This window comes from Pseudomonas glycinae, assembly GCF_001594225.2.
GTDB lineage: Bacteria > Pseudomonadota > Gammaproteobacteria > Pseudomonadales > Pseudomonadaceae > Aquipseudomonas > Aquipseudomonas glycinae.
In genome coordinates this window covers 3,354,652-3,378,391 of sequence record NZ_CP014205.2, presented here as the reverse complement: position 1 = coordinate 3,378,391, position 23,740 = coordinate 3,354,652, and the positions used below count along the sequence as shown (strand labels likewise).

General features: G+C 60.8%; 19 protein-coding genes. 8 read left to right on the top strand and 11 right to left on the bottom strand.

From position 1 onward, the window contains the following. Window positions 1-2: 2 nt before the first annotated feature. Window positions 3-3,899, bottom strand: a complete 3,897-nt coding sequence (purL, locus tag AWU82_RS15285) for a phosphoribosylformylglycinamidine synthase (protein ID WP_190241481.1) — start codon at window positions 3,897-3,899, stop codon at window positions 3-5. Window positions 3,900-4,184: 285 nt separating this feature from the next. Between purL and mltF the strand changes: the two genes are divergently transcribed. Continuing rightward, window positions 4,185-5,645, top strand: a complete 1,461-nt coding sequence (gene mltF, locus AWU82_RS15280) for a membrane-bound lytic murein transglycosylase MltF (RefSeq protein WP_084777029.1) — start codon at window positions 4,185-4,187, stop codon at window positions 5,643-5,645. Window positions 5,646-5,698: 53 nt separating this feature from the next. Here the strand turns inward: mltF and pdxJ are convergent, their stop codons facing one another. From pdxJ to lptF, 8 genes are all read right to left on the bottom strand, one after another. Further along, complete coding sequence (pdxJ, locus tag AWU82_RS15275; protein WP_064382428.1) at window positions 5,699-6,442, bottom strand: pyridoxine 5'-phosphate synthase; 744 nt, start codon at window positions 6,440-6,442, stop codon at window positions 5,699-5,701. A gap of 39 nt (window positions 6,443-6,481) precedes the next feature. Further along, complete coding sequence (recO, locus tag AWU82_RS15270) at window positions 6,482-7,171, bottom strand: DNA repair protein RecO (RefSeq protein ID WP_064382429.1); 690 nt, start codon at window positions 7,169-7,171, stop codon at window positions 6,482-6,484. Between the two features lie 168 nt (window positions 7,172-7,339). Then, window positions 7,340-8,242: a GTPase Era gene (era, locus tag AWU82_RS15265; RefSeq protein ID WP_011332590.1), complete on the bottom strand. Its 903-nt coding sequence runs from the start codon at window positions 8,240-8,242 to the stop codon at window positions 7,340-7,342. Next, window positions 8,235-8,924 carry a ribonuclease III gene (gene rnc, locus AWU82_RS15260; protein WP_011332589.1) on the bottom strand — a complete coding sequence of 230 codons (690 nt, stop codon included), beginning with the start codon at window positions 8,922-8,924 and terminating at the stop codon, window positions 8,235-8,237. The genes era and rnc overlap by 8 nt, the downstream gene beginning before the upstream one ends. A gap of 182 nt (window positions 8,925-9,106) precedes the next feature. After that, window positions 9,107-9,961 (bottom strand): signal peptidase I, encoded by an 855-nt coding sequence (gene lepB, locus AWU82_RS15255; protein ID WP_064382430.1) that lies wholly within the window; start codon window positions 9,959-9,961, stop codon window positions 9,107-9,109. 9 nt (window positions 9,962-9,970) lie between these two features. After that, window positions 9,971-11,767 carry a translation elongation factor 4 gene (lepA, locus tag AWU82_RS15250; RefSeq protein WP_039769508.1) on the bottom strand — a complete coding sequence of 599 codons (1,797 nt, stop codon included), beginning with the start codon at window positions 11,765-11,767 and terminating at the stop codon, window positions 9,971-9,973. A 172-nt stretch (window positions 11,768-11,939) separates the two neighbouring features. Next, window positions 11,940-13,001, bottom strand: coding sequence for an LPS export ABC transporter permease LptG (gene lptG / locus AWU82_RS15245; protein ID WP_011332586.1), 1,062 nt, complete (start codon window positions 12,999-13,001; stop codon window positions 11,940-11,942). Next, complete coding sequence (gene lptF / locus AWU82_RS15240; protein ID WP_011332585.1) at window positions 12,994-14,115, bottom strand: LPS export ABC transporter permease LptF; 1,122 nt, start codon at window positions 14,113-14,115, stop codon at window positions 12,994-12,996. Before lptF ends, lptG begins: the two co-directional genes overlap by 8 nt. A gap of 307 nt (window positions 14,116-14,422) precedes the next feature. Between lptF and AWU82_RS15235 the strand changes: the two genes are divergently transcribed. The 4 genes from AWU82_RS15235 (at window position 14,423) to AWU82_RS15220 (ending at window position 19,852) form a co-directional block, all read left to right on the top strand. Beyond that, window positions 14,423-15,913, top strand: coding sequence for a leucyl aminopeptidase (locus AWU82_RS15235; RefSeq protein WP_064382431.1), 1,491 nt, complete (start codon window positions 14,423-14,425; stop codon window positions 15,911-15,913). Window positions 15,914-15,973: 60 nt separating this feature from the next. Further along, window positions 15,974-16,402: a DNA polymerase III subunit chi gene (locus tag AWU82_RS15230; RefSeq protein ID WP_064382432.1), complete on the top strand. Its 429-nt coding sequence runs from the start codon at window positions 15,974-15,976 to the stop codon at window positions 16,400-16,402. An 8-nt stretch (window positions 16,403-16,410) separates the two neighbouring features. Continuing rightward, window positions 16,411-16,806 carry a hypothetical protein gene (locus AWU82_RS15225; protein ID WP_064382433.1) on the top strand — a complete coding sequence of 132 codons (396 nt, stop codon included), beginning with the start codon at window positions 16,411-16,413 and terminating at the stop codon, window positions 16,804-16,806. Between the two features lie 199 nt (window positions 16,807-17,005). Beyond that, the gene (locus tag AWU82_RS15220) at window positions 17,006-19,852 is read left to right on the top strand and encodes a valine--tRNA ligase (protein WP_064382434.1); all 2,847 of its coding nucleotides are present in this window, start codon (window positions 17,006-17,008) and stop codon (window positions 19,850-19,852) included. Between the two features lie 60 nt (window positions 19,853-19,912). On the opposite strand, the gene AWU82_RS15215 is transcribed toward AWU82_RS15220, so the two are convergent. Beyond that, window positions 19,913-20,386 carry a hypothetical protein gene (locus AWU82_RS15215; protein ID WP_190241479.1) on the bottom strand — a complete coding sequence of 158 codons (474 nt, stop codon included), beginning with the start codon at window positions 20,384-20,386 and terminating at the stop codon, window positions 19,913-19,915. A 159-nt stretch (window positions 20,387-20,545) separates the two neighbouring features. Here AWU82_RS15215 and rlmF point away from each other — a divergent pair, with 159 nt between their 5' ends. After that, a complete protein-coding gene (gene rlmF / locus AWU82_RS15210; protein ID WP_064382435.1) occupies window positions 20,546-21,568 on the top strand; it encodes a 23S rRNA (adenine(1618)-N(6))-methyltransferase RlmF in 1,023 nt (340 codons plus the stop codon). 121 nt (window positions 21,569-21,689) lie between these two features. Here rlmF and AWU82_RS15205 read toward each other — a convergent pair whose 3' ends face one another. Then, window positions 21,690-21,971 carry an HU family DNA-binding protein gene (locus AWU82_RS15205; RefSeq protein ID WP_064382436.1) on the bottom strand — a complete coding sequence of 94 codons (282 nt, stop codon included), beginning with the start codon at window positions 21,969-21,971 and terminating at the stop codon, window positions 21,690-21,692. 396 nt (window positions 21,972-22,367) lie between these two features. On the opposite strand from AWU82_RS15205, the gene yejK reads away from it, so the two are divergent. Continuing rightward, a complete protein-coding gene (yejK, locus tag AWU82_RS15200) occupies window positions 22,368-23,372 on the top strand; it encodes a nucleoid-associated protein YejK (protein ID WP_007957356.1) in 1,005 nt (334 codons plus the stop codon). Then, window positions 23,372-23,722 carry a glutaredoxin family protein gene (locus AWU82_RS15195; RefSeq protein WP_064382437.1) on the top strand — a complete coding sequence of 117 codons (351 nt, stop codon included), beginning with the start codon at window positions 23,372-23,374 and terminating at the stop codon, window positions 23,720-23,722. Before yejK ends, AWU82_RS15195 begins: the two co-directional genes overlap by 1 nt. Window positions 23,723-23,740 lie beyond the last annotated feature (18 nt).

Here is a 23,740-nt window from a genome sequence, read left to right as displayed (position 1 = left end):
GCTTAGTTCACCCACACACGAGCATTACGGAACATACGCATCCAAGGAGCGTCTTCGTTCCAGTCTTCCGAACGCCACGAGTTCTGCACGGCACGGAACACACGCTCCGGGTGCGGCATCATGATCGTCACACGGCCATCACGGCTGGTGAGGCCGGTGATCCCGCGCGGCGAACCGTTCGGGTTGGCCGGGTAGGCTTCGGTGACCTTGCCGTGGTTGTCGACGAAACGCATCGCCACGCAACCGGACAGATCGGCTTCGAGCAGTGCCTCTTCGCTTTCGAATTCGGCATGGCCTTCACCGTGAGCGATGGCGATCGGCATGCGCGAACCGGCCATGCCCTGCAGGAAGATCGAGTTCGATTCCTGAACCTGAACCATCGCCACGCGCGCTTCGAACTGCTCGGAGCGGTTGCGCACGAAATGCGGCCAGAACTCGCTGCCCGGGATCAGCTCGTGCAGGTTGGACATCATCTGGCAACCGTTGCACACGCCGAGCGTGAAGCTGTCGTTACGCTCGAAGAAGCCCTGGAACGCATCGCGGGCACGGCTGTTGAACAGTGCGGACTTGGCCCAGCCTTCACCGGCGCCGAGAACGTCGCCGTAGGAGAAACCACCGCAGGCCACCAGACCTTTGAACTCGTTCAGGTCGACACGGCCGGCCAGAATGTCGCTCATGTGCACGTCGATCGCATTGAAACCGGCGCGGTCGAACGCTGCCGCCATTTCCACCTGACCGTTGACGCCCTGCTCACGCAGCACGGCAACCTGTGGGCGAATGCCTTTCTTGATGTAAGGCGCGGCGATGTCCTGATTGACGTCGTAGCTCAGCTTGACGCTCAGGCCCGGGTTGTCTTCTTCCAGCAGCGCATCGAACTCTTGCTCGGCGCAGTCGGCGTTGTCGCGCAGACGCTGGATCTGGTAGCTGGTCTCGGCCCACTGACGTTGCAGCAGACGACGCTGGCCCTCGAACACGGTGTCACCGTTGAAGGTGATGTTGATCTGACCGTTGTTGATCGGCTGGCCGATCACCGACACGCAGTCGCCCAGACCGGCAGCGCTGAATTGGGCGAGGATGTCCGGGGTCGCGTCCTGGCGAACCTGGATCACGGCACCCAGTTCTTCGTTGAACAGGATGGCGGCGATTTCCGCCGAGGATTCAGCAACGCTGTCCAGGTTCAGGCTCAGACCGCAGTGGCCGGCGAAGGCCATTTCCACCACGGAGGTCAGCAGGCCACCGTCGGAACGGTCGTGGTACGCCAGCAGGTGACCGTCGGCGTTGAGGCCCTGGATCACTGCGAAGAACGCTTTCAGGTCTTCGGCGTCGTCGACGTCCGGCGCCTGCTTGCCGAGCTTGCCGTGAACCTGCGCCAGGATCGAGGCGCCCATGCGGTTCTGACCGCGACCGAGGTCGATCAGGATCAGGTCGGTGGTGCCCTTGTCCATGCGCAGTTCCGGAGTCAGAGTCTGACGGATGTCAGCCACTGGCGCGAAACCGGTCACGATCAGGGACATTGGCGAGGTGACGGTCTTGTCTTCGCCGTTGTCGTTCCAGCGGGTGGCCATGGACATGGAGTCCTTGCCGACCGGGATGGTGATGCCCAGCTCAGGGCACAGTTCCATGCCGACCGCTTTCACGGTGTCGTACAGACGCGCGTCTTCGCCCGGATGGCCGGCAGCGGACATCCAGTTCGCCGACAGTTTGATGTCGGAGAGCTTGTTGATGCGCGAGGCGGCAATGTTGGTGATGGTTTCGCCGATGGCCATGCGGCCTGACGCAGGAGCGTCCAGCAGCGCCAGCGGAGTGCGCTCGCCCATCGCCATCGCTTCACCGGTGTAGACGTCGAAGCTGGTGGCAGTGACGGCAACGTCGGCCACCGGAACCTGCCAGGGGCCGACCATCTGGTCACGGGCCACGAGGCCGGTGATGGTGCGGTCGCCGATGGTGATCAGGAAGCTTTTGCTCGCCACGGCCGGGTGGTGCAGGACGCGTTCGATGCTTTCGCCGATGTCGAGGTTCGACGGATCGAAGTCATCGCCCAGCTCGGCTTCGCGAACCACCGAACGGTGCATGCGCGGGGCCTTGCCCAGCAACACTTCCAGTGGCATGTCCACCGGGTTGTTGCCGAAGTGGCTGTCGGTCACGGTCAGTTGCGGCTCGGCGGTGGCTTCACCGACAACGGCAAACGGGCAACGCTCACGTTCGCAGATCGCCTTGAAGCGCTCGAAGTCGGCTGGGCCGACTGCCAGAACGTAACGTTCCTGGGATTCGTTGGACCAGATTTCGTGCGGGGCCATGCCCGGCTCGTCGTTTGGAATGTTGCGCAGTTCGAAACGGCCACCGCGGTCACCGTCGTTGACCAGTTCCGGGAAGGCGTTGGACAGACCGCCCGCACCCACGTCGTGGATGAAGCTGATCGGGTTCTTGTCACCCAGCTGCCAGCAACGGTCGATGACTTCCTGGCAGCGACGTTCCATTTCAGGGTTTTCACGCTGAACCGAAGCGAAGTCCAGATCCGCCGAGCTGGTGCCGGTGGCCATGGAGGAAGCAGCGCCGCCGCCCAGACCGATCAGCATCGCCGGGCCGCCGAGCACGATCAGCTTGGAGCCGACAACGATCTCGCCTTTCTTGACGTGCTCTTCACGGATGTTGCCCATGCCGCCAGCCAGCATGATCGGCTTGTGGTAACCGCGAACTTCGTCACCGTGCGGAGTGGTGATCGATTGTTCGAAGGTCCGGAAGTAGCCGGTCAGGGCCGGACGACCGAATTCGTTGTTGAACGCAGCGCCGCCCAGCGGGCCTTCGATCATGATATCCAGCGCGTTGACGATGCGCTCAGGCTTGCCGTACGGCACTTCCCACGGCTGTTCGAAGCCAGGGATCTGCAGGTTCGACACGGTGAAACCGGTCAGGCCGGCTTTCGGCTTGGCGCCACGACCGGTTGCACCTTCGTCGCGGATCTCGCCACCGGAACCGGTGGACGCGCCCGGGAACGGTGCGATCGCGGTCGGGTGGTTGTGGGTTTCAACCTTCATCAGGATGTGCACCGGCTCCTGCACCGCGCCGTACTGGCGGGTTTCCGGATCCGGGAAGAAGCGGCCGGCGACGTTGCCGACGATCACCGAAGCGGTGTCCTTGTAAGCGGACAGCACGCCTTCGCTGTGCATCTGATAGGTGTTCTTGATCATGCCGAACAGCCTTTTTTCCTGGCTCTCGCCGTCAATATCCCAACTGGCGTTGAAGATCTTGTGCCGGCAGTGCTCGGAGTTGGCCTGGGCGAACATCATAAGTTCGATGTCGTGGGGGTTGCGCTTGAGACCGTTGAAGGTGTTGACCAGGTAATCGATCTCGTCTTCGGCCAGGGCCAGGCCCAGTTCGACGTTGGCTTTTTCCAGCGCGGCGCGACCGCCGCCGAGGATGTCGATGGCGGTCAGCGGCTTCGGTTCGGCGTGGCTGAACAGACCGGCGGCCTGCTCGAGGTTGGCCAGAACGATCTGCGTCATGCGGTCATGCAGTACGTCTGCAATCTGCTGCGCTTCGGTTTCACTGAACTGGCCGGCGACGTAGAACGCGATGCCGCGCTCCAGACGCTGGATCTTGCTCAGGCCACAGTTGCGGGCGATGTCGCTGGCCTTGCTCGACCATGGCGAGATGGTGCCGAAACGCGGCAACACCAGGAACAGACGACCGGTCGGCTCTTGAACCGGAACGCTTGGACCGTACTTCAGAAGGCGCGCAAGCACCTGCTGTTCGTCGCCGGTCAGGACGCCGGTGACTTCGGCGAAGTGAGCGAATTCAGCATACAGGCCACTGACAGCTGGAACCTTCTGGCTCAGTTGCTCAAGGAGTTTGCTGTGGCGAAAGGCAGAAAGGGCAGGAGCGCCGCGCAGGATCAACATCTTCGGGACAGCCTCGGGAAGGGGTGTGCTTTGAGGCCGTGCATTCTAGCCTAAACCGCCCTCAACATCACCCGAAACGCTACGCACGGTTGCACCCGGATGTCGAGTGGTGTTCCTGCCTTGAGGGTCAAATTTATGAGGTGTCGCAAGGCGGGTTATTTTTTCTGTCACAAAATGCCTTTCGGGCCCGTTTCTGCGGGGTTTCGCGCGGTTTTGTGATGCCTAGCAGACAACCCCGCCACTGTCGAGATATGGCGCCCGTTGTCCTTTGCGTATACTGCGCACATGTTTTCCCCAACGGCTTTGCGTCCGCGATACGCCAAATGGCTGATCGCTACCGGACTCTTCCTGATGCTCAGTGGCTGTGTTGATAAACCCAACACACTCGAGCGCGTAAAGGAGGATGGCGTGCTGCGGGTGGTCACCCGAAACAGCCCCGCCACCTACTTTCAGGATCGCAGCGGTGAAACCGGCTTCGAATACGAGCTGGTGAAGCGCTTCGCCGACGATTTGGGGGTCGAGCTGAAGATCGAGACCGCCGACAACCTCGACGACCTGTTCAACCAGGTCGGCAAGCCGAACGGCCCGGTACTGGCGGCTGCCGGCCTGGTCAGCAGTGAACAGCGCAAGAAGCAGGTGCGCTTCTCCCGCTCCTACCTCGAAGTCACGCCGCAGGTCATCTATCGCAACGGCCAGTCGCGCCCCACCGACGCCGGCGATCTGGTGGGCAAAAAGATCATGGTGCTCAAGGGCAGCACCCACGCCGAACAACTGGCGGAGCTGAAACAGAAATACCCTGGCATCCAGTACGAAGAGTCCGACGCCGTTGAAGTGGTCGACCTGCTGCGCATGGTCGACGAAGGCCAGATCGATCTGACCCTGGTCGATTCCAACGAAGTGGCGATGAACCAGGTGTACTTCACCAACATCCGCGTGGCCTTCGACCTCGGCGACGCCCGCAGCCAGAGCTGGGCCGTGGCCGCCGGCGAAGACAACAGCCTGCTCAACGAGATCAACAGTTACCTGGACAAGGTGCAGAAGAACGGCACCCTGCAACGCCTGAAGGACCGCTACTACGGCCACGTCGACGTTCTTGGCTACATGGGCGCCACCACCTTCGCCCAGCACTTGCAGCAGCGGCTGCCCAAATATGAACAACACTTCAAGACCTACGCCAAGAAAGAGAAAGTCGACTGGCGCCTGCTGGCGGCGATAGGCTATCAGGAGTCGCTGTGGCAACCGGCGGTCACGTCGAAGACCGGTGTGCGCGGGCTGATGATGCTGACCCAGAACACCGCTCAGGCCATGGGCGTGTCCAACCGCCTCGATCCGAAGCAGAGCATCATGGGTGGCGCCAAGTACCTGGCCTACATGAAGGATCAGCTCGACGAGTCGATCCAGGAGCCGGATCGCACCTGGTTTGCCCTGGCGGCCTACAACGTCGGCAGCGGTCATCTGGATGACGCGCGCAAACTGGCGGCCAAGGAAGGGTTGAACCCGGACAAGTGGCTGGATGTGAAAAAGATCCTGCCGCGCCTGTCGCAGAAGCAGTGGTACAGCAAGACCCGCTACGGCTATGCCCGGGGCGGCGAACCGGTGCATTTCGTGGCGAACATCCGTCGCTACTACGACATCCTCACCTGGGTGACCCAGCCGCAGCTTGAAGGCGATCAGGTGGCCGAGGGCAATCTGCATGTGCCGGGGATCGACAAGTCGAAACCCGCTCAAGAGCCCGCCCCGCTTTAACCCATCCCCAGAACAAATGTGGGAGCAAGTTTGCTCCCACAGGATGTTGATACTTAGTGTTTGGCAGCCGCCAGGATCAACGCCTTCATCTCCGACACCGCCGACTTGAAGCCGACGAACAACGCGTGGGCCACCAGCGCATGGCCGATGTTCAGCTCGTTGATGCCCTTGATCGCGGCAACCGCCTCGACGTTGTGATAGTGCAGGCCATGGCCGGCATTGACGATCAGGCCCTGGGCCAGACCGAAGGCCACGCCGTCCGCCACACGCTTGAGTTCTTCAGCCACTTCGGTCGGCGTTTCGGCATCGGCGTAACGCCCGGTGTGCAATTCGATGGCCGGCGCGCCGACGCGCTTCGACGCAGCAATCTGCCGCTCGTCGGCGTCGATGAACAGCGACACTTCGCTGCCGATCTTCGACAGACGCTCGACCGCCGCCCTGATCCGCTCCTCCTGCCCCGCCACATCCAGACCGCCTTCGGTGGTCAGCTCCTGACGGGTTTCCGGCACCAGACAGATGTGCGCCGGACGAATGCGCTCGGCGAACGCCATCATTTCTTCGGTGACGCCCATTTCGAAGTTCATGCGGGTCTGCAGCACGTCCTTGAGCAGCAGCACGTCGCGCTCCTGAATGTGCCGGCGGTCTTCGCGCAGGTGCACGGTGATGCCGTCGGCGCCCGCCTCTTCCGCGTCCAGCGCAGCCTTGACCGGATCCGGATAGCGCGTACCACGGGCCTGACGCAGGGTGGCGACGTGGTCGATGTTCACGCCAAGAAGAATGCGATTGCTGGTGGTCACGGATGCGCTCCTGAAGGGAAAGATTCGGCGCACAGCATATCAGGGCTTGCGAAACAGCTCTCGACTGACGAGGGGACGACCGCCCAGATGCACCGCCAAGGCTTGGCGCATCAGTCGCTTGGCGGCGGACAACGCGCCGGGAGCCGACCAGTCGGCTTCGGCCATGGCCAGCAGTTCGGTGCCGTTGAACAGACCGGGTTGCAACAGGTAGACCCGCTCGAGCCCGGCATCCACCTGCAAACGGTAGAGGCCATCCGCAGCGATGGGATCGTCGTTGATATCGATATTAAGGGAAAAACCGTAACCGAGATCGTCGAGCAGCCGCCATTCGAAGGAACGCAGCAGCGGCTCCAGTGGCCGCCCTTCGGCCAATGCCAGCAACGTGGCAGCGTAATGTTCGAACACCGCAGGATGCGGGTCTTCGGCGGGCAACAGGCGAATCAGCAGCTCATTGAGATACAAGCCGCTGAACAGCGCCTCGCCGACCATCCAGGTTGCATTCCCGACACTCTCCATGCGCCCGACATTCTTCAACTCACCCTTGCCGCGAAACTCCACTTCCAGCGGCACGAATGGCCGCGCCAGCGTCCCGGCCTTGCCCCGCGCACTGCGCAACACCGCCCGCAGCCGACCTTGCGGCGTGAGGAAGTCCACCAGCGCGCTGGTTTCGCGGTAGGCGCGTGAGTGGAGGACGTAGGCGGGTTGGGCGGGAGGCGGGCTTTGCGACATTGAGTTCTCGATGACGAAACGCAGTTTTACACACACCCCAAAACTACTGTGGGAGCGGGCTTGCTCGCGAAAGCGGTGAGTCAGTCAAAGTATATGTCGACTGATACGGCGCATTCGCGGGCAAGCCCGCTCCCACAGGGGGTTCTCTGGTGTAACAGAAAACCGGTGTTACAGGTCGCCGTAACCCAGCGAACGCAGCGCACGCTCGTCGTCGGACCAGCCGCCCTTCACCTTGACCCACAGGTTGAGCATGATCTTGGAGTCGAACAGCAGCTCCATGTCCTTGCGCGCCTCGGTGCCGATGCGCTTGATGCGCTCGCCCTTGTCGCCAATGATGATTTTCTTCTGGCCGTCACGCTCGACGAGGATCAGCGCATGAATGTGCAGCGTCGCACCCTGCTGCTTGAACTCTTCGATTTCCACGGTGATCTGGTACGGCAGCTCGGCGCCGAGCTGGCGCATGATCTTCTCGCGCACCAGTTCGGCGGCGAGGAAGCGGCTGCTGCGGTCGGTGATCTGGTCTTCCGGGAAGAAGTGATCGTTCTCCGGCAGATGATCGGCGATAACCTTTTCCAGCGCGTCGAGGTTGTGCCCCTGCTGCGCCGAGATTGGAATGATCTGCGCGTTCGGCAGCTGTTCCTGCAACCACGACAGGTGCGGCATCAGCTCGGCCTTGTCTTCGATGCGGTCGGTCTTGTTCAGCGCGACGATCAGCGGGCCGGTCACGTACTGCACGCGCTCCAGCACCATCTGGTCTTCTTCGGTCCACTTGGTGCGATCGACCACGAAGATCACCACGTCGACGTCTTTCAACGCCGCTGAAGCGGTCTTGTTCATGTAGCGGTTCAGGGCCTTTTCGCCACCCTTGTGCATGCCGGGGGTGTCGACGTAGATCGCCTGCACGTCGCCCTCGGTCTTGATCCCGAGCATGTTGTGGCGAGTCGTCTGCGGCTTGCGCGAAGTGATCGCCAGCTTCTGGCCGAGGATGTGGTTCAACAGCGTGGACTTGCCCACGTTGGGACGGCCGACGATGGCAACATAGCCACAGCGCGTTGCGTTTGTATCAGTCATTGCCATTCTCCACACCCAGGGCAATCAGTGCTGCGGCGGCCGCTACCTGTTCGGCAATGCGACGGCTCACACCCTGACCCCGACTTTTTTCATTCAATAGGACAACTTCGCACTCGACGAAGAAGGTACGGCAGTGCGGCTCGCCCTGGATGTCCACCACTTCATAACGCGGCAGTTCGCAGCCGCGCGATTGCAGGAATTCCTGCAGGCGGGTCTTCGGATCCTTGTTGGTGTCGACCAGCGTCAGGCCTTCGAACTCGCCGGCCAGCCAGGCCAGTACGCGCTCGCGGGCGACTTCCATGCCGGCATCGAGGTAGATCGCACCGATCAGTGCTTCAAGGGCGTCGGCCAGGATCGACTCGCGACGGAAACCGCCGCTCTTCAATTCGCCGGAACCCAGACGCAGGTAATCGCCCAGATCGAAACCGCGGGCCAGCACCGCCAGCGTCTCACCTTTTACCAGCCGTGCGCGCAAACGCGACAACTGGCCTTCGCGCGCCAGCGGGAAACGGTCGAACAAGGCTTCGCCGGCAACAAAGTTGAGGATCGCATCGCCGAGGAATTCCAGACGCTCGTTGTTGCGTCCGGCAAAGCTGCGGTGCGTAAGGGCCAGGACCATCAGTTCCTGGTCCTTGAAGGTGTAACCGAGCTGACGCTCGAGACGGCTTAGAGAAACGCTCACGGTTTACCCACGCTGAGTTCGTGGCTGGATTCCACTGCCATCGCCGGGATACGGCGCAGGCCTGGGACAATTAACGCTGTGTTCAAAAATGACGTCCTGAATATCGTGGCTTCATGCCCCGGAGCCGGTTGTGCCGACGCCAGAAATGCATTCGGCGCTGTGGTCAACAGCGCCGTGTTTGTTTACTTGATCAGGCCGACCCGCGAGAAGTTCGGCAGGTGGCTGAGTTTCGGTTCCGGCCAGCTCATCCAGACCGCGAAGGCCTTGCCGACAATGTTCTGGTCGGGAACCATGCCCAGCAGGTCCTTGGGAATGTTCGGATCATCCCAGTAGCGACTGTCGTTCGAGTTGTCGCGGTTGTCGCCCATCATGAAATAGTGCCCGGCCGGCACGGTCCAGGTATGGTCCGGCGTGGCGCGGTAGCGGCTCATTTCCTTGCGGATCAGGTGCTCGGCGGCGCCGAGTTTTTCCTTGTAGAGTTCCGCACTGCCCAGCGTGCCCGGCTCGGAGCCGACCAGTTGTTCGGCAATCGACTCGCCGTTGACGAACAGACGCTTGTCGGCGGTGTACCTCACCGTATCGCCCGGCAGGCCGACCACACGCTTGATGTAGTTGACGTTCGGGTCGCTCGGGTAACGGAACACCATCACATCGCCGCGCTGCGGGTCACCGACTTCGATGATCTTCTTGTCGATCACCGGCAAACGGATCCCGTAGGAAAACTTGTTCACCAGAATGAAGTCGCCGACGTCCAGGGTCGGTTTCATCGAGCCGGACGGAATCTGGAACGGCTCCACCAGGAACGAACGCAGCACCAGCACGATGAACAGCACCGGGAAGAACGACTTGCCGTACTCGACCAGCAGCGGTTCCTTGTTCAGCTTCTCGACCACCACCACGTCAGGCTGGCTGACGCTGCCCTGATAGGAAGCGATGGCGGCACGCCGACGCGGTGCCAGGATCAACAGATCGAGCAACGCCAACAGACCGCAGACGAACACGGCAATGACCAGCAACAGCGGGAAATTTAGTGACATAGGACCTGACTATTCCAACCTGAGCACGGCGAGGAAGGCTTCTTGCGGGATTTCCACGTTGCCGACCTGTTTCATGCGTTTTTTACCGGCCTTCTGCTTCTCAAGCAGTTTTTTCTTACGGCTGACGTCGCCGCCGTAGCACTTGGCCAATACGTTCTTTCTGAGTGCCTTGACGGTTGTCCGGGCGACGATCTGACCGCCAATGGCAGCCTGGATGGCCACGTCGAACATCTGACGAGGAATCAGTTCTTTCATCTTCTCGGTCAACTGGCGACCTTTGAAGTGCGAATTGTCACGGTGCACGATCAGCGCCAGAGCGTCGACCTTGTCGCCGTTGATCAGCACGTCCAGTTTCACCAGATTAGCCGATTGGTAACGATCGAAATGGTAGTCCAGCGAAGCATAGCCGCGGCTGGTGGATTTCAGACGGTCGAAGAAGTCGAGGACCACTTCGTTCATCGGCAGGTCGTAGGTCACCTGGACCTGATTGCCGAGGAACAGCATGTCGACCTGCACACCGCGTTTCTCGATGCACAGGGTGATGACGTTGCCCAGGTGTTCCTGCGGCACCAGGATGTTGGCGCGCACGATTGGCTCGCGCATGTCTTCGATCGACGAGACGTCCGGCAGCTTCGACGGGTTGTCGACGTAAATCGTTTCACCGGTTTTCAGCACCAGTTCGAAGATTACCGTCGGCGCCGTGGTGATCAGGTCCAGGTCGTACTCGCGCTCCAGGCGCTCCTGGATGATCTCCATGTGCAGCATGCCGAGGAAGCCGCAACGGAAGCCGAAGCCCAGTGCGTCGGAGCTTTCCGGGGTGTATTGCAGCGACGAGTCGTTCAGGGTCAGTTTCTGCAGCGCTTCGCGGAAGTCCTCGAAGTCGTCGGAGCTGACTGGGAACAGACCGGCGTAAACCTGCGGCTGGATGCGTTTGAAACCTGGCAGCACCGGAACGTCCGGCGTGGAGCTCAGGGTCAGGGTGTCACCGACCGGCGCACCGTGAATGTCCTTGATGCTGGCGATGATGAAGCCCACTTCGCCAGCCTTCAGGTCAGCGGTGGCGGTGTGTTTCGGGTTGAATACGCCAACACTGTCGACCAGATGCACCTTGCCGGTGGACTTCACCAGGATCTTGTCGCCCTTCTTCACGCGGCCGTGACGCACGCGCACCAGGGAGACAACGCCCAGGTAATTGTCGAACCAGGAGTCGATGATCAACGCCTGCAGCGGATCTTCGATATTGCCGGTCGGCGCAGGAATGGTAGCAACCAGACGTTCGAGCACTTCGTCGACACCCAGGCCGGTCTTGGCGCTGCAGGTGACGGCGTCGGTGGCGTCGATGCCGATGATCTTCTCGATCTCGTCCTTGACGCGATCAGGCTCGGCCTGTGGCAGGTCGATCTTGTTCAGCACCGGCATGACCTCAAGGCCCTGCTCGATGGCGGTGTAGCAGTTGGCCACGGACTGGGCTTCAACGCCCTGCCCCGCATCGACCACCAGCAACGCACCTTCACAGGCCGCCAGGGAACGGCTGACTTCGTAGGTGAAGTCGACGTGACCCGGGGTGTCAATGAAGTTCAGCTGGTAGGTGACGCCATCTTTGGCCTTGTAATAGAGGGTGACGCTGTGGGCCTTGATGGTGATCCCGCGTTCGCGCTCCAGATCCATGGAATCCAGTACCTGGGCTTCCATTTCACGCTCGGCCAGGCCGCCGCACATCTGGATGAAACGGTCAGCCAGCGTCGACTTGCCATGGTCAATGTGGGCGATGATGGAGAAATTGCGGATATGACTCAAATCACTCACGGATCAACACTCAAAAAGGCTGCAGGCTTGGCCCGCCGAAAAATAGCCGGGAATTGTACCTGATACACGGCGCAAGCGTCACGTTCGCCTGTCACCCGGATTGCATGCAAAAACGCCCCGGTCTGGCGACCGAGGCGTTTTCAAAGCTAAAGCGTGGGTGAAACCTTATTCATCAACCGGCTCGACGCAACAGCCAGACACCCGCCAGCGCACACACGCCAGCCGGCACCAGCACCGCGAACAGCGGCGAGAAGCCGAACACCAGACTGGATGGGCCCAGCAGATCCTGAACGATGCGGAAGGTGAAGCCCACCAGCACGCCGGTGAACACCCGCTGACCGAGGGTCACCGAACGCAGCGGACCGAAGATGAAGGAAATCGCCATCAGTACCAGCGCAGCGGTCACCAGCGGCTGCAACACCTTGACCCAAAATGCCAGCCAGTAACGACCGTTGCTCAGACCCTGATCGGCCAGATAGTGGATGTAACCCCACAGACCGGTGATCGACAGCGATTCCGGCGCCATCACTACAGTGCTCAGCAATTGCGGGCTCAGCGAGACATCCCAGCGCTCGACCGGCGTATTGACCACTTCGGTGCTGCGCTCGTGAAATTTGGTGGTGGTCACGTCGGTCAGCTGCCAGTGATCGGTGTCGAACTCGGCGCGCTTGGCGAAGCTCGAACTGAGCAGATGGCGCTCTTTGTCGAAGTGATAGCGGGTCACACCATACAGACGACCGTTGGGTTGCACGGAGTTGATGTGAATGAACTCGTCACCCTGGCGGTGCCACATGCCGTGCTTGGCGCTTTGCGCGTCGCCGCTGCCTTGCGCCAGCGAACGGTTGGCCTGGGCCATGCTTTCGGTGGCTGGGGCCACGTATTCGCCGATCAGCACACCGGCCAGCATCAGTACCAGCATCGGCTTCATCACCGCCCAGACGATACGCCCGATGGAGACACCGGCAGCGCGCATTACGGTCAACTCACTGCTGCTCGCCAGACTGCCAAGGCCGATCAGGCAACCGATCAGCGCCGCCATCGGCAGCATGTCGTAGAGCCGGCGCGGGGCGGTCAGGAGCACGAAGCTCAGGACATCGACCAGGGTGTAGGTGTCACTGACATCGCCCATCTCGTCGATGAACGCAAACAAGGTGGCCAGGCCGAGAATGATCGCCAGCACCGCGATGATCGCGATGAACACGCTGCTGCCGATGTAGCGGTCGAGTTTAACCACGGGCCACCTCCAGCGCTGCGCTGCGACGGCTGGCCAGCTTCAGGCGCAAAGGCTCCCAGTACAACAGACCGAGACCGATCGTCAGGAAGATCGCATGCACCCACCACAAGCCGAGCGCCGGTGGAATCTTGCCTTTCTCGAGGGCGCCGCGGGCGGCAATCAGGATGGTCAGGTAAGCCATATAAAGAAGAATCGCCGGCAGCAGCTTGAGGAAACGCCCCTGACGCGGGTTGACCCGCGACAGCGGCACCGCCATCAGGGTCACGATGAACACCAGCAACGGCAGCGACAGGCGCCATTGCAGTTCGGTTTTCGAGCGAATGTCGTCGCTGCCGAGCAGGGACGAGGTCGGCATGGCGTCACGGTCGGTGACCTCCTCGCTGACATCCGGCTTGGGCAGCAGCACGCCGTAGGTTTCGTAGTGGATGGCGCGATAGTTGGCCTGACCCGGGCTGCCGTCGTAACGGTAGCCGTTGTCGAGAATCAGGTAGCGATTGCCGTCGGGACGCACTTCCTGGCGACCCTTTTCAGCTACCAGCACGGAAATCCCGCGATCTTTCTGGTTGGCGCCGAGGTTCTTCTGCGAGATGAACACACTGCCCAGGTTGACCCGATCGTCGCTCAGGGTTTCGGTGTAGGTTACCCGCGTACCGTCGCGCAAGGCCTGGAAACGGCCCGGCTCGAGAGTGTCGAATTCGGTCAGGGCATCCTGTTTGTTCAGCAGCAGCTGGAACTGGTTGGCGCCTTGCGGTGCCAGGCTCAAGCTCAGCCAGGCCACCACCACAGCTACCAGGGTGGCCGGAAACAGTGTCATGCGGAACAACCGCTGCTGACTCATGCCGGTGGCCGAAAGCACGGTCATCTCGCTTTCGAGGTACAGCCGGCCGTACGCCAGCAGAATCCCGAGGAACAGCCCCAGCGGCAGGATCAACTGCATGAAGCCCGGCAGGCGATAGCCCATGATCAGGAACAGCGATCCCGGATCGAGCTGGCCCGCGGCGGCCTGGGCAAGGTATTTGATGAAGCGACCGCTCATGATGATGACCAGCAGCACGGCGCTTACCGCACTCAGGGTCAACAGGACTTCGCGGGACAGATAACGGAAGACGATCAAACCAGACACTCCAGGGTTGTCAGGCTAAGGCGGCCAAACAAGCAAACGTATCGACGGGCCCGCAAGGCAGAGCCGTCGAAAAAAGATGCGGCATTATCCTGTGATTGAGGGCGCCTGTCACTGCGCGCACACACGCAAGCGTGCAATCGGTTGAAGATCGTACAACCGAGGGTTGTCAGGCGCGGTGAGCGAGGTTCAAACTGCCGCCTCTGTCGCAGGCACTGGCCTGCGCCTCTTCTCTCTATAAGCAGGCGACGGCGGACACGTCGAACGCCTGTGTGTTGACCATTCATTCAGGGATCCGGACATGGAACTGGTTGTAAAAAGCGTTAGCCCAGAAACGTTGAAAACCGCCACCCTGGTGGTTGCCGTCGGCGAAGGCCGCAAACTCGGTGCCGCCGCCAGGCAGGTCGACGAACTGAGCGGCGGCGCCATCAGCGCCGTGCTCAAGCGTGGCGACCTGGCCGGCAAGGTCGGCCAGAGCCTGTTGCTGCACAGCCTGCCGAACCTGAAAGCCGAACGTGTGCTGCTGGTGGGCGTGGGCAAGGATGAAGAACTGGGCGACCGTCCGTTCCGCAAGATCGTCGCTGGCATCCTCAACACCCTCAAAAGCCTGGGCGGCAGCGACGCCGTACTGGCACTCGATGAAATCATCGTCAAGAACCGCGACAGCTACGGCAAGACCCGTCTGCTGGCCGAAACCCTGGTCGACGGCGAATACACCTTCGACCAGTTCAAGAGCCAGAAAGCCGAACCGCGCGCCCTGAAGAAAATCACCCTGCTGACCATCAAGGCCGCTCAGGCCGAAGTGCAACGCGCCGTGAACCACGCCACCGCGATCGCCAACGGCATGGCATTCACCCGTAACCTGGGCAACCTGCCGCCGAACATCTGCCACCCGACTTTCCTCGGCGAGCAAGCCAAGAACCTCGGCAAAGAGTTCAAGGATCTGAAAGTCGAAGTCCTCGACGAGAAGAAGATCAAGTCGCTGGGCATGGGTTCGTTCTACGCCGTCGGCCAGGGCAGCGCCCAGCCGCCGCGCCTGATCGTCATGCAATACAACGGCGGCAAGAAATCCGAGAAGCCGTACGCACTGGTCGGCAAAGGCATCACCTTCGACACCGGCGGCATCAGCCTGAAACCGGGCGCCGGCATGGACGAGATGAAATACGACATGGGTGGCGCGGCCAGCGTGTTCGGCACCCTGCGCGCCGTGCTGGAACTGAAACTGCCGATCAACCTGGTGTGCATTCTGGCCTGCGCCGAGAACATGCCGAGCGGCACTGCTTCGCGTCCGGGCGACATCGTCACCACCATGAGCGGCCAGACCGTGGAAATCCTCAACACCGACGCCGAAGGCCGTCTGGTGCTGTGCGATGCACTGACTTACTCCGAGCGCTTCAAGCCGCAAGCGGTGATCGACATCGCCACCCTGACCGGTGCCTGCGTCGTCGCGCTGGGCGCCCACACGTCGGGCCTGCTGGGCAACAACGACGAACTGATCGAGCAACTGTTGAGCGCGGGCAAGGCTGCCGACGACCGTGCCTGGCAACTGCCGCTGTTCGATGAGTACCAGGAGCAACTGGACAGCCCGTTCGCCGACATCGCCAACATTGGCGGTCCGAAGGCCGGCACCATCACCGCCGCCTGCTTCCTGTCGCGCTTCACCAAGAACCTGAACTGGGCGCACCTGGACATCGCCGGTACCGCCTGGACCAGCGGCGGCAAGGACAAGGGCGCCACCGGCCGTCCGGTTCCCCTGCTGACCCAATACCTGCTGGACCGCGCCAAGGCCTGAAACCGATGACTGCGAGCAGCGCCTCTTTCGAGGGGCGCCGCTTTCAGCTCAGGAACCGCAATGACCAAAGTCGACTTTTATATCCTGCCCAGCGCCGATCCTTCGGCTCGCCTGGATTTTGCCTGCAAGCTCACCGATAAAGCCTGGCGCATGGGCCATCGCATCTACCTGCATTGCAGCGATGCCGCCCAGCGTGATGATCTCGATGCGCGACTGTGGGCGTTCAAGGGTGAAACCTTCGTACCCCATGGCCCGGCTGAAAGCGAACCGGAAGGTTTGATCGTATTGGGAGTGGGCGACGACTGCGGCCAGCACGCGGACTTGCTGGTCAACCTCGACCTGAAAGTCCCGGTTTTCGCCAGTAAATTCGCCCGCGTTGCCGAGGTGGTGGTGGAAGATCCGGCGATCCGCACTGCGGCGCGGGAGAGTTTCCGTTTCTACCGCGAACAGGGCTATCCTCTGCAAGACCACCGTTTACAGCGACTCTGAGTACGCCGATGGACACTCCAAAACCGCTGCAAAAACCCGCGCACCTGCTGGACGACCTTGAGTCGATCCGCCAGTTGCTCGGCGATGACAACCTGCAACCGCCACTGCTGACCGACACGGTCGATGATGGCGAACAGGAACAGATTCCGATGTTGTTCGATTCGGTCGGCACTGAGCCTCCCGCCGTCGTACCGCCTCCCGCCCCCGTCGTGAAGCCCGCTACTGCGCCCGTCGCGCCTGTGGATAAAGGCCCCGACGCCCTCCTGCATCTGGACAGCGAACTGCGCGCCGCCGCGCAATTGATCATGCAGGACGTGATCGACGACTTCGCCCCGCACATCGAAACCGAAATCAAACGTCGCCTCGAGGCGCGGATGGAACGGCTTCTCGGCCAATACGAATAATCTCCCGATCTCCTGTTGGATCTGGCTTGCCAGCGTTCGCATCACTGCGGTTTTCCTGAAAAACCGCGGCGCCTGCATCGCTGGCAGGCCAGCTCCCACATTTAAGCCTCCACCCGGCCCGCCCCGCTCGCCCTGCGCCCCATGCCCCGCTATACTTCCCGGCTTTTCCTGAATAAATGCCAATAGGGTCCCGCCGCGCATGGATAAGACCTACCAGCCGCACGCCATTGAAACTTCCTGGTACAACACCTGGGAGTCCGAGAACTACTTCGCCCCGCAAGGCGCGGGCGACTCCTACACCATCATGATCCCGCCGCCGAACGTCACCGGCAGCCTGCACATGGGTCACGGTTTCAACAACGCGATCATGGACGCCCTGATCCGTTTCCGCCGTATGCAGGGTCGCAACACCCTTTGGCAGCCGGGCACCGACCACGCCGGTATCGCCACGCAAATGCTGGTGGAGCGTCAACTCGAAGCCCAGGGCCAGAACCGCCATGATCTGGGCCGGGAAAAATTCCTCGAGAAAGTCTGGGAATGGAAGGATCAGTCCGGCGGCAACATCAGCCGTCAGATCCGTCGCCTCGGCTCGTCCGTGGACTGGAGCCGCGAGCGCTTCACCATGGATGACGGCCTCTCGGAAGCCGTTAAGGAAGCGTTCGTGCGCCTGCACGAAGACGGCCTGATCTATCGCGGCAAGCGACTGGTCAACTGGGACACCAAGCTGCACACGGCGATTTCAGACCTCGAAGTGGAAAACCACGACGAGAAAGGTTTCCTGTGGAACCTGAAATACCCGCTGGCCGACGGCGCGAAAACCGCTGAAGGCAACGATTTCCTGATCGTCGCGACTACCCGTCCGGAAACCATGCTCGGCGACTCCGCCGTCGCGGTGAACCCGAACGACGAGCGCTACAAAGCCCTGATCGGCAAGTTTGTCGAGTTGCCGCTGGTCGGCCGCCGCATCCCGATCATCGCCGACGATTACTGCGATCCTGAATTCGGCACCGGCTGCGTGAAGATCACCCCGGCCCACGATTTCAACGACTACGAAGTCGGCAAGCGCCACAACCTGCCGCTGCTGAACATCTTCGACAAGAACGCCAACGTGCTGCCGGCAGCGCAGGTGTTCAACCTCGACGGCACGCTGAACGACAGCATCGACGGCAAGATTCCGGCCGAGTACGCCGGCCTCGAGCGTTTCGAAGCGCGCAAGCAGATCGTGGCCGCGTTCGACGCCGCCGGCCTGCTGGTCAGCGTCGACGACCACAACCTGAAAGTGCCGAAAGGCGACCGCTCCGGCACCGTCATCGAGCCATGGCTGACCGACCAGTGGTACGTGTCCACCAAACCGCTGGCCGAGCCTGCGATTGCCGCCGTTGAAGACGGTCGCATCCAGTTCGTGCCGAAGCAGTACGAAAACATGTACTTCTCGTGGATGCGCGACATCCAGGACTGGTGCATCAGCCGTCAGCTGTGGTGGGGCCACCGGATTCCGGCCTGGTACGACGAGTCGGGCAAGGTCTACGTCGGTCGCGACGAAGCCGAAGTGCGCGCCAAGCACAATCTCGGCCCGGACGTTGCGCTGCAACAGGACAACGACGTTCTCGACACCTGGTTCAGTTCAGGCCTGTGGACCTTCTCCACCCTGGGCTGGCCGGAAAAGACCGAGTTCCTGAAGAAATTCCACTCCACCGACGTGCTGGTCACCGGTTTCGACATCATTTTCTTCTGGGTTGCCCGGATGATCATGCTGACGATGCACCTGATCAAGAACGAGGATGGCACGCCGCAGGTTCCGTTCAAGACTGTTTATGTGCACGGCCTGGTGCGTGATGGCCAGGGCCAGAAGATGTCCAAGTCCAAGGGCAACGTCCTGGACCCGCTGGACATCATCGACGGCATCGAGCTCGAAACACTGGTGCAGAAACGCACGTCCGGTCTGATGCAGCCAAAACTGGCGAAGAAGATCGAGAAGCAGACCCGCGACGAATTCGCCGACGGCATCGCCAGCTACGGCACCGACGCCCTGCGCTTCACCTTCTGCTCGCTGGCGTCCACCGGTCGCGACATCAAGTTCGACATGGGCCGCGTCGAAGGCTATCGCAACTTCTGCAACAAGATCTGGAACGCCGCGCGTTATGTTCTGGACAAGGGCGAAGACTGCGGCCAGAACGGCGAAGCCTACGAGCTGTCGCTGGCGGATCGCTGGATCATCTCGCAGCTGCAACGCACCGAAGCCGAAGTGACCCGTCAACTGGATCAGTTCCGTTTCGACCTGGCGGCGCAAGCGCTGTACGAGTTCATCTGGAACCAGTACTGCGACTGGTACCTGGAACTGTCCAAGCCAGTGCTGTGGGACGAAAACGCGCCGGTCGAGCGTCAGCGCGGCACTCGCCGCACGCTGGTTCGCGTACTGGAAGTGGCGCTGCGTCTGGCGCATCCGTTCATGCCGTTCATCACTGAAGAAATCTGGCAGCGCATCGCGCCGCTGGCCGGTATTCAGGGCAAGACGATCATGCTGCAACCATGGCCGGTGGTCAACGAAGAGCGCATCGATCCGGCGGCCGAAGACGACATCGAATGGCTCAAGGGCCTGATGCTCGGCACGCGCAACATCCGTGGCGAAATGAACATCGGCCCGGGCAAACCGCTGCCGATCTACCTGAAGAACGTCAGCGCTGAAGACCAGCGTCGCCTGACCGAAAACGAAGCGCTGCTGAAGAAGCTGGCGCGTCTGGAGTCGATCACCGTACTGGCCGCCGGCGAAGAAGCGCCGCTGTCGGCGACCGCGCTGGTTGGCGAGATGGAAGTGCTGGTGCCGATGGCCGGTCTGATCGACAAGGGCGCCGAGCTGGCGCGCCTGGACAAGGAAATCCTGCGTCTGCAGGGCGAAGTCCAGCGGGTGGGCGGCAAGCTGTCCAACGCCGGTTTCGTTGACAAGGCTCCGGCCGAAGTCATCGAGAAGGAACGCGCCAAACTGGCCGAAGCCGAACAGGCTCTGGCCAAGCTGGCCGAGCAGCACGCGCGGATTGCCAGCCTGTAACGGCAAATCGCACTGAAAAAGGGAGGCCCGCAACGGCCTCCCTTTTTTGTGCCCGGGGTATTACTCCGGGCAGGGTTCGCCATTTGGTTGCGTGAGTGCGACTTTGACGATTGATTCGGGTGAGGTACCGATAATAGAGGAACCTCGCGTTACGACATATCTCACAAGCAGCGACCCACTCCCGTTGGTATGCTCAAGGATTGGTTTGATGCGTTTCTCGTACGGTTCAATGCGGAATTGTAGATACGGCGTGCTCTGCGTTACGGTTTGGGTGAAAGTAGCTTCCGTACCTGCAATAGGTACCATGCCATTGAGACTTGAACAGGCTTGAGATGTCAGCTCAATTATGTCCCCCTCCATCACTTCCGGAGAAATTTTGACATCAACAAGAACGCCCTTAACGGGGCTCGGATCGCTTACACAGCTGATAAATCCTGACAGGTTGGCACTTGGAAAAGTCGCTTTACTTAGTTCAATCATCTCAATAATTCCCTGAAAAATTTCCTGTTGGGTAGACGTTGCCAGTAAAGCCATATTCAAAAAGTTCGCCTACTGTCATATATGACAGGTATCAAAGACCGATTTGGAATCGACAGTCGCGATGGTTATACCTTCTTCACTCGTTTGCTCGGGTAACGTTGAGATGTGGGACAATACCGGCCACTTTCAGCCCTACCCGAATCGACCACGCCCATGAACGCCCCACGCACACCGAAACCTGCGCGCAAGAAGCCTGACTCCGTCACCCCGGCCAAGCCCGTGGCGCCGCGTAAAGAAGCCAGCCTGCATCCGCGCAATCGCCATCAGGGTCGCTACGACTTCCCGGCGCTGATCAAGACTACGCCGGAACTGGCGAAGTTCGTGATCACCAACCCGTACGGCAAGGAAAGCATCGACTTCGCCAGTCCCGATGCAGTGCGTGTGTTCAACCGGGCGCTGCTCAAGTCGTTCTACGGCATCCAGCATTGGGACATCCCGGCCGATTATCTGTGCCCGCCGGTGCCGGGCCGTGCCGACTACATCCACTTCCTGGCTGACCTCTTGGCCAGCAACAACGACGGTGTGGTTCCGCGTGGCGCCATCGTCAATGTGCTGGATATCGGCATGGGCGCCAACTGCGTGTACCCGCTGATCGGTAACAGCGAATATCGCTGGCACTTCCTCGGCTCGGAGATCGATCCGACCGCCGTGGCCGCCGCCAGGGCCATCGTCCAGTCCAACGACCTGAACAAGGTCATCCAGCTGCGCCAACAGGAGAACCGCAAGCACATCCTGATCGGCCTTCTGGAGCCTGGCGAGCGCTTTGACCTGACCATGTGCAACCCACCGTTCCACGCCTCGATGGAAGAGGCTACCAAGGGCAGCGAGCGTAAGTGGCGGGCACTGGGCAAGGCCGACCCGAAACGCAAACTGCCGGTACTGAACTTTGGCGGTCAATCGGCCGAACTTTGGTGTGAAGGCGGTGAAGCGCGCTTCGTGACGCAACTGATCGCCGAAAGTGCGAACTTTGCGCACAAGGTGTTGTGGTTCAGCACCCTGGTCTCGAAAGCTTCAAACCTGCCTGCCATCGAAACTGCGCTGAAGAAGGCCGGTGCGCTGGAAAGCCAGGTAGTGGAAATGTCCCAGGGGCAGAAGCAGAGCCGCTTCGTGGCATGGACCTTCCAGACCAAGTCCGAGCAGCAGATCTGGCGGCGCGAACGCTGGGTTCGCAAGTAATTCGCTTCAATCGGGGCGGGGCTTGATCGCAAAGCCGCCGCTACTGCTGAAACACAAACAGCAGACATAAAAAAACCGTGTCCGGATCGCTCCGGTGCACGGTTTTTTGTATCGCTGCGTCTTACTTGTTCACAGCGTCGGTCAGGCTTTTGGCCACAACCAGCTTGATCACTTTCTTGGCAGGGATTTCGATGGCAGCGCCAGTCGACGGGTTACGGCCAGTGCGGGCAGGACGCTCGGTCACTTTCAGCTTGCCGATACCTGGCAAAGTGATTTCGGCACCATTTTCCAGCTGATCGGCAACGATTTGACCCAGTTGGTCCAGAGCGGCACGCGCGGTGGTTTTCGGCGCGTCGATAGCTTCAGCGATGTCGGCGATCAGTTGGTCTTTAGTAAGAGCCATGTAGTGTTCCTTCCCTATCAAATTCATATGGATTGCAGAGTGCAGTGTCAGCCATCGAGCCCGATCTTCTGGATCTGGCACCCTCGGCGATAACCACGACGAGTCGGGGTTATAGATGCCGAAATCAAGGTTTGGTTCGACCTGACAAAAGCTGAATGCATGCTTGTCGCGGTGACTTCGCACAAGACCGGGCAAAACTAGCACAGAGACAAGGAAATATCCGCCTCTAGCTAGCCAAATGGTCAGGTTTATTGCGCTAAATCGGTAAATAAATGCATAAGGGCGGTCGGCTGACCCGGATTTGCCCTTCACCCCGCGCCAAATCCAGTGGTTGCGGTACACTGGGCGCTTTTTCGGGGGAGCCCGCCCTCCTCCCTTCCACCAGCCGAGAAGCCTATGCCGATCCGTCATTGCATCGTCCATTTGATCGACAAAAAACCCGACGGCACACCCGCAGTTCTGCACGCCCGTGACTCCGAACTGGCTGAGTCCGCAGCCATCGAGAACATGCTCGCCGATCTCAACGAGAGCTATAACGCCAAACAGGGCAAAGCCTGGGGGTTGTTCCATCCGGAGTCCGGTGCATTCCCGTTCAGCGGCTGGCTGAAGGAATACATGGAAGGCGGCAAGGACTTCACTGCGTTCAGCAAGGTCGCGGTCGAGCACCTGCAAAAGCTGATGGAAGAATCGAACCTGTCGGTCGGCGGCCACGTGCTGTTTGCCCACTATCAACAAGGCATGACCGATTACCTGGCCATCGCCCTGCTGCACCACAGCGAAGGCGTGGCAGTGACCGATCAACTGGACGTGACCCCGTCGCGCCACCTCGACCTCGGTCAACTGCACCTGGCAGCGCGGATCAACGTTTCCGAGTGGCAGAACAACAAGCAGTCCAAGCAGTACATCTCGTTCATCAAGGGCAAGAACGGCAAGAAGGTCTCGGAGTACTTCCGCGACTTCATCGGCTGCCAGGAAGGGGTCGACGGCCCGGGCGAAACCCGCACTCTGCTCAAGGCCTTCAGCGACTTCGTCGAGAGCGAAGACCTGCCGGAGGATTCCGCCCGCGAGAAGACCAAGACCCTGGTCGACTACGCCAGCAGCCAGGCCAAGCTCGGCGAACCCATGGGCCTGGAAGAACTTTCGGAGCTGATCGACGAAGAACGCCCGAAGGCCTTCTACGATCATATCCGCAACAAGGATTACGGCCTGTCGCCGGAGATTCCGGCGGATAAACGCACGCTCAACCAGTTCCGCCGCTTCACCGGTCGCGCTGAGGGCCTGTCGATCAGCTTCGAAGCGCACCTGCTGGGCTCGAAGATCGAATACGACGAAGAAGCCGGCACTCTGGTCATCAAAGGCCTGCCGACCTCGCTCACCGATCAGTTGAAGCGCCGCAACTGATGCTCGGCAATGTGCTGAAAAAGGTTGCGCTGGTTCTGCTGGTGGTTGTGGTCTATCAGAACTGGGGCAAGATCGAGCGGGTGTTCAACCCGTCGCAGATGGCGTCCGAGCAGGTCCGCGCCAACGCCAGGGTCGTGTTGTACGCCACGGACTGGTGCGGCTACTGCAAGCAGACCAAGCGCTTTCTCGATCAGAAAGGCATTGCGTTCAAGGAATTCGATATCGAGAAGGACGCCGAGGCACGTAAGGCGTACGAAGCTTTGGGCGGGCGCGGGATTCCGCTGATCGACGTCAATGGCACGTTGATTCGCGGGTTTGATCCGGACGAGATTCTCGCTGCACTGAAATAAACGAGGGAGCCAATCGGC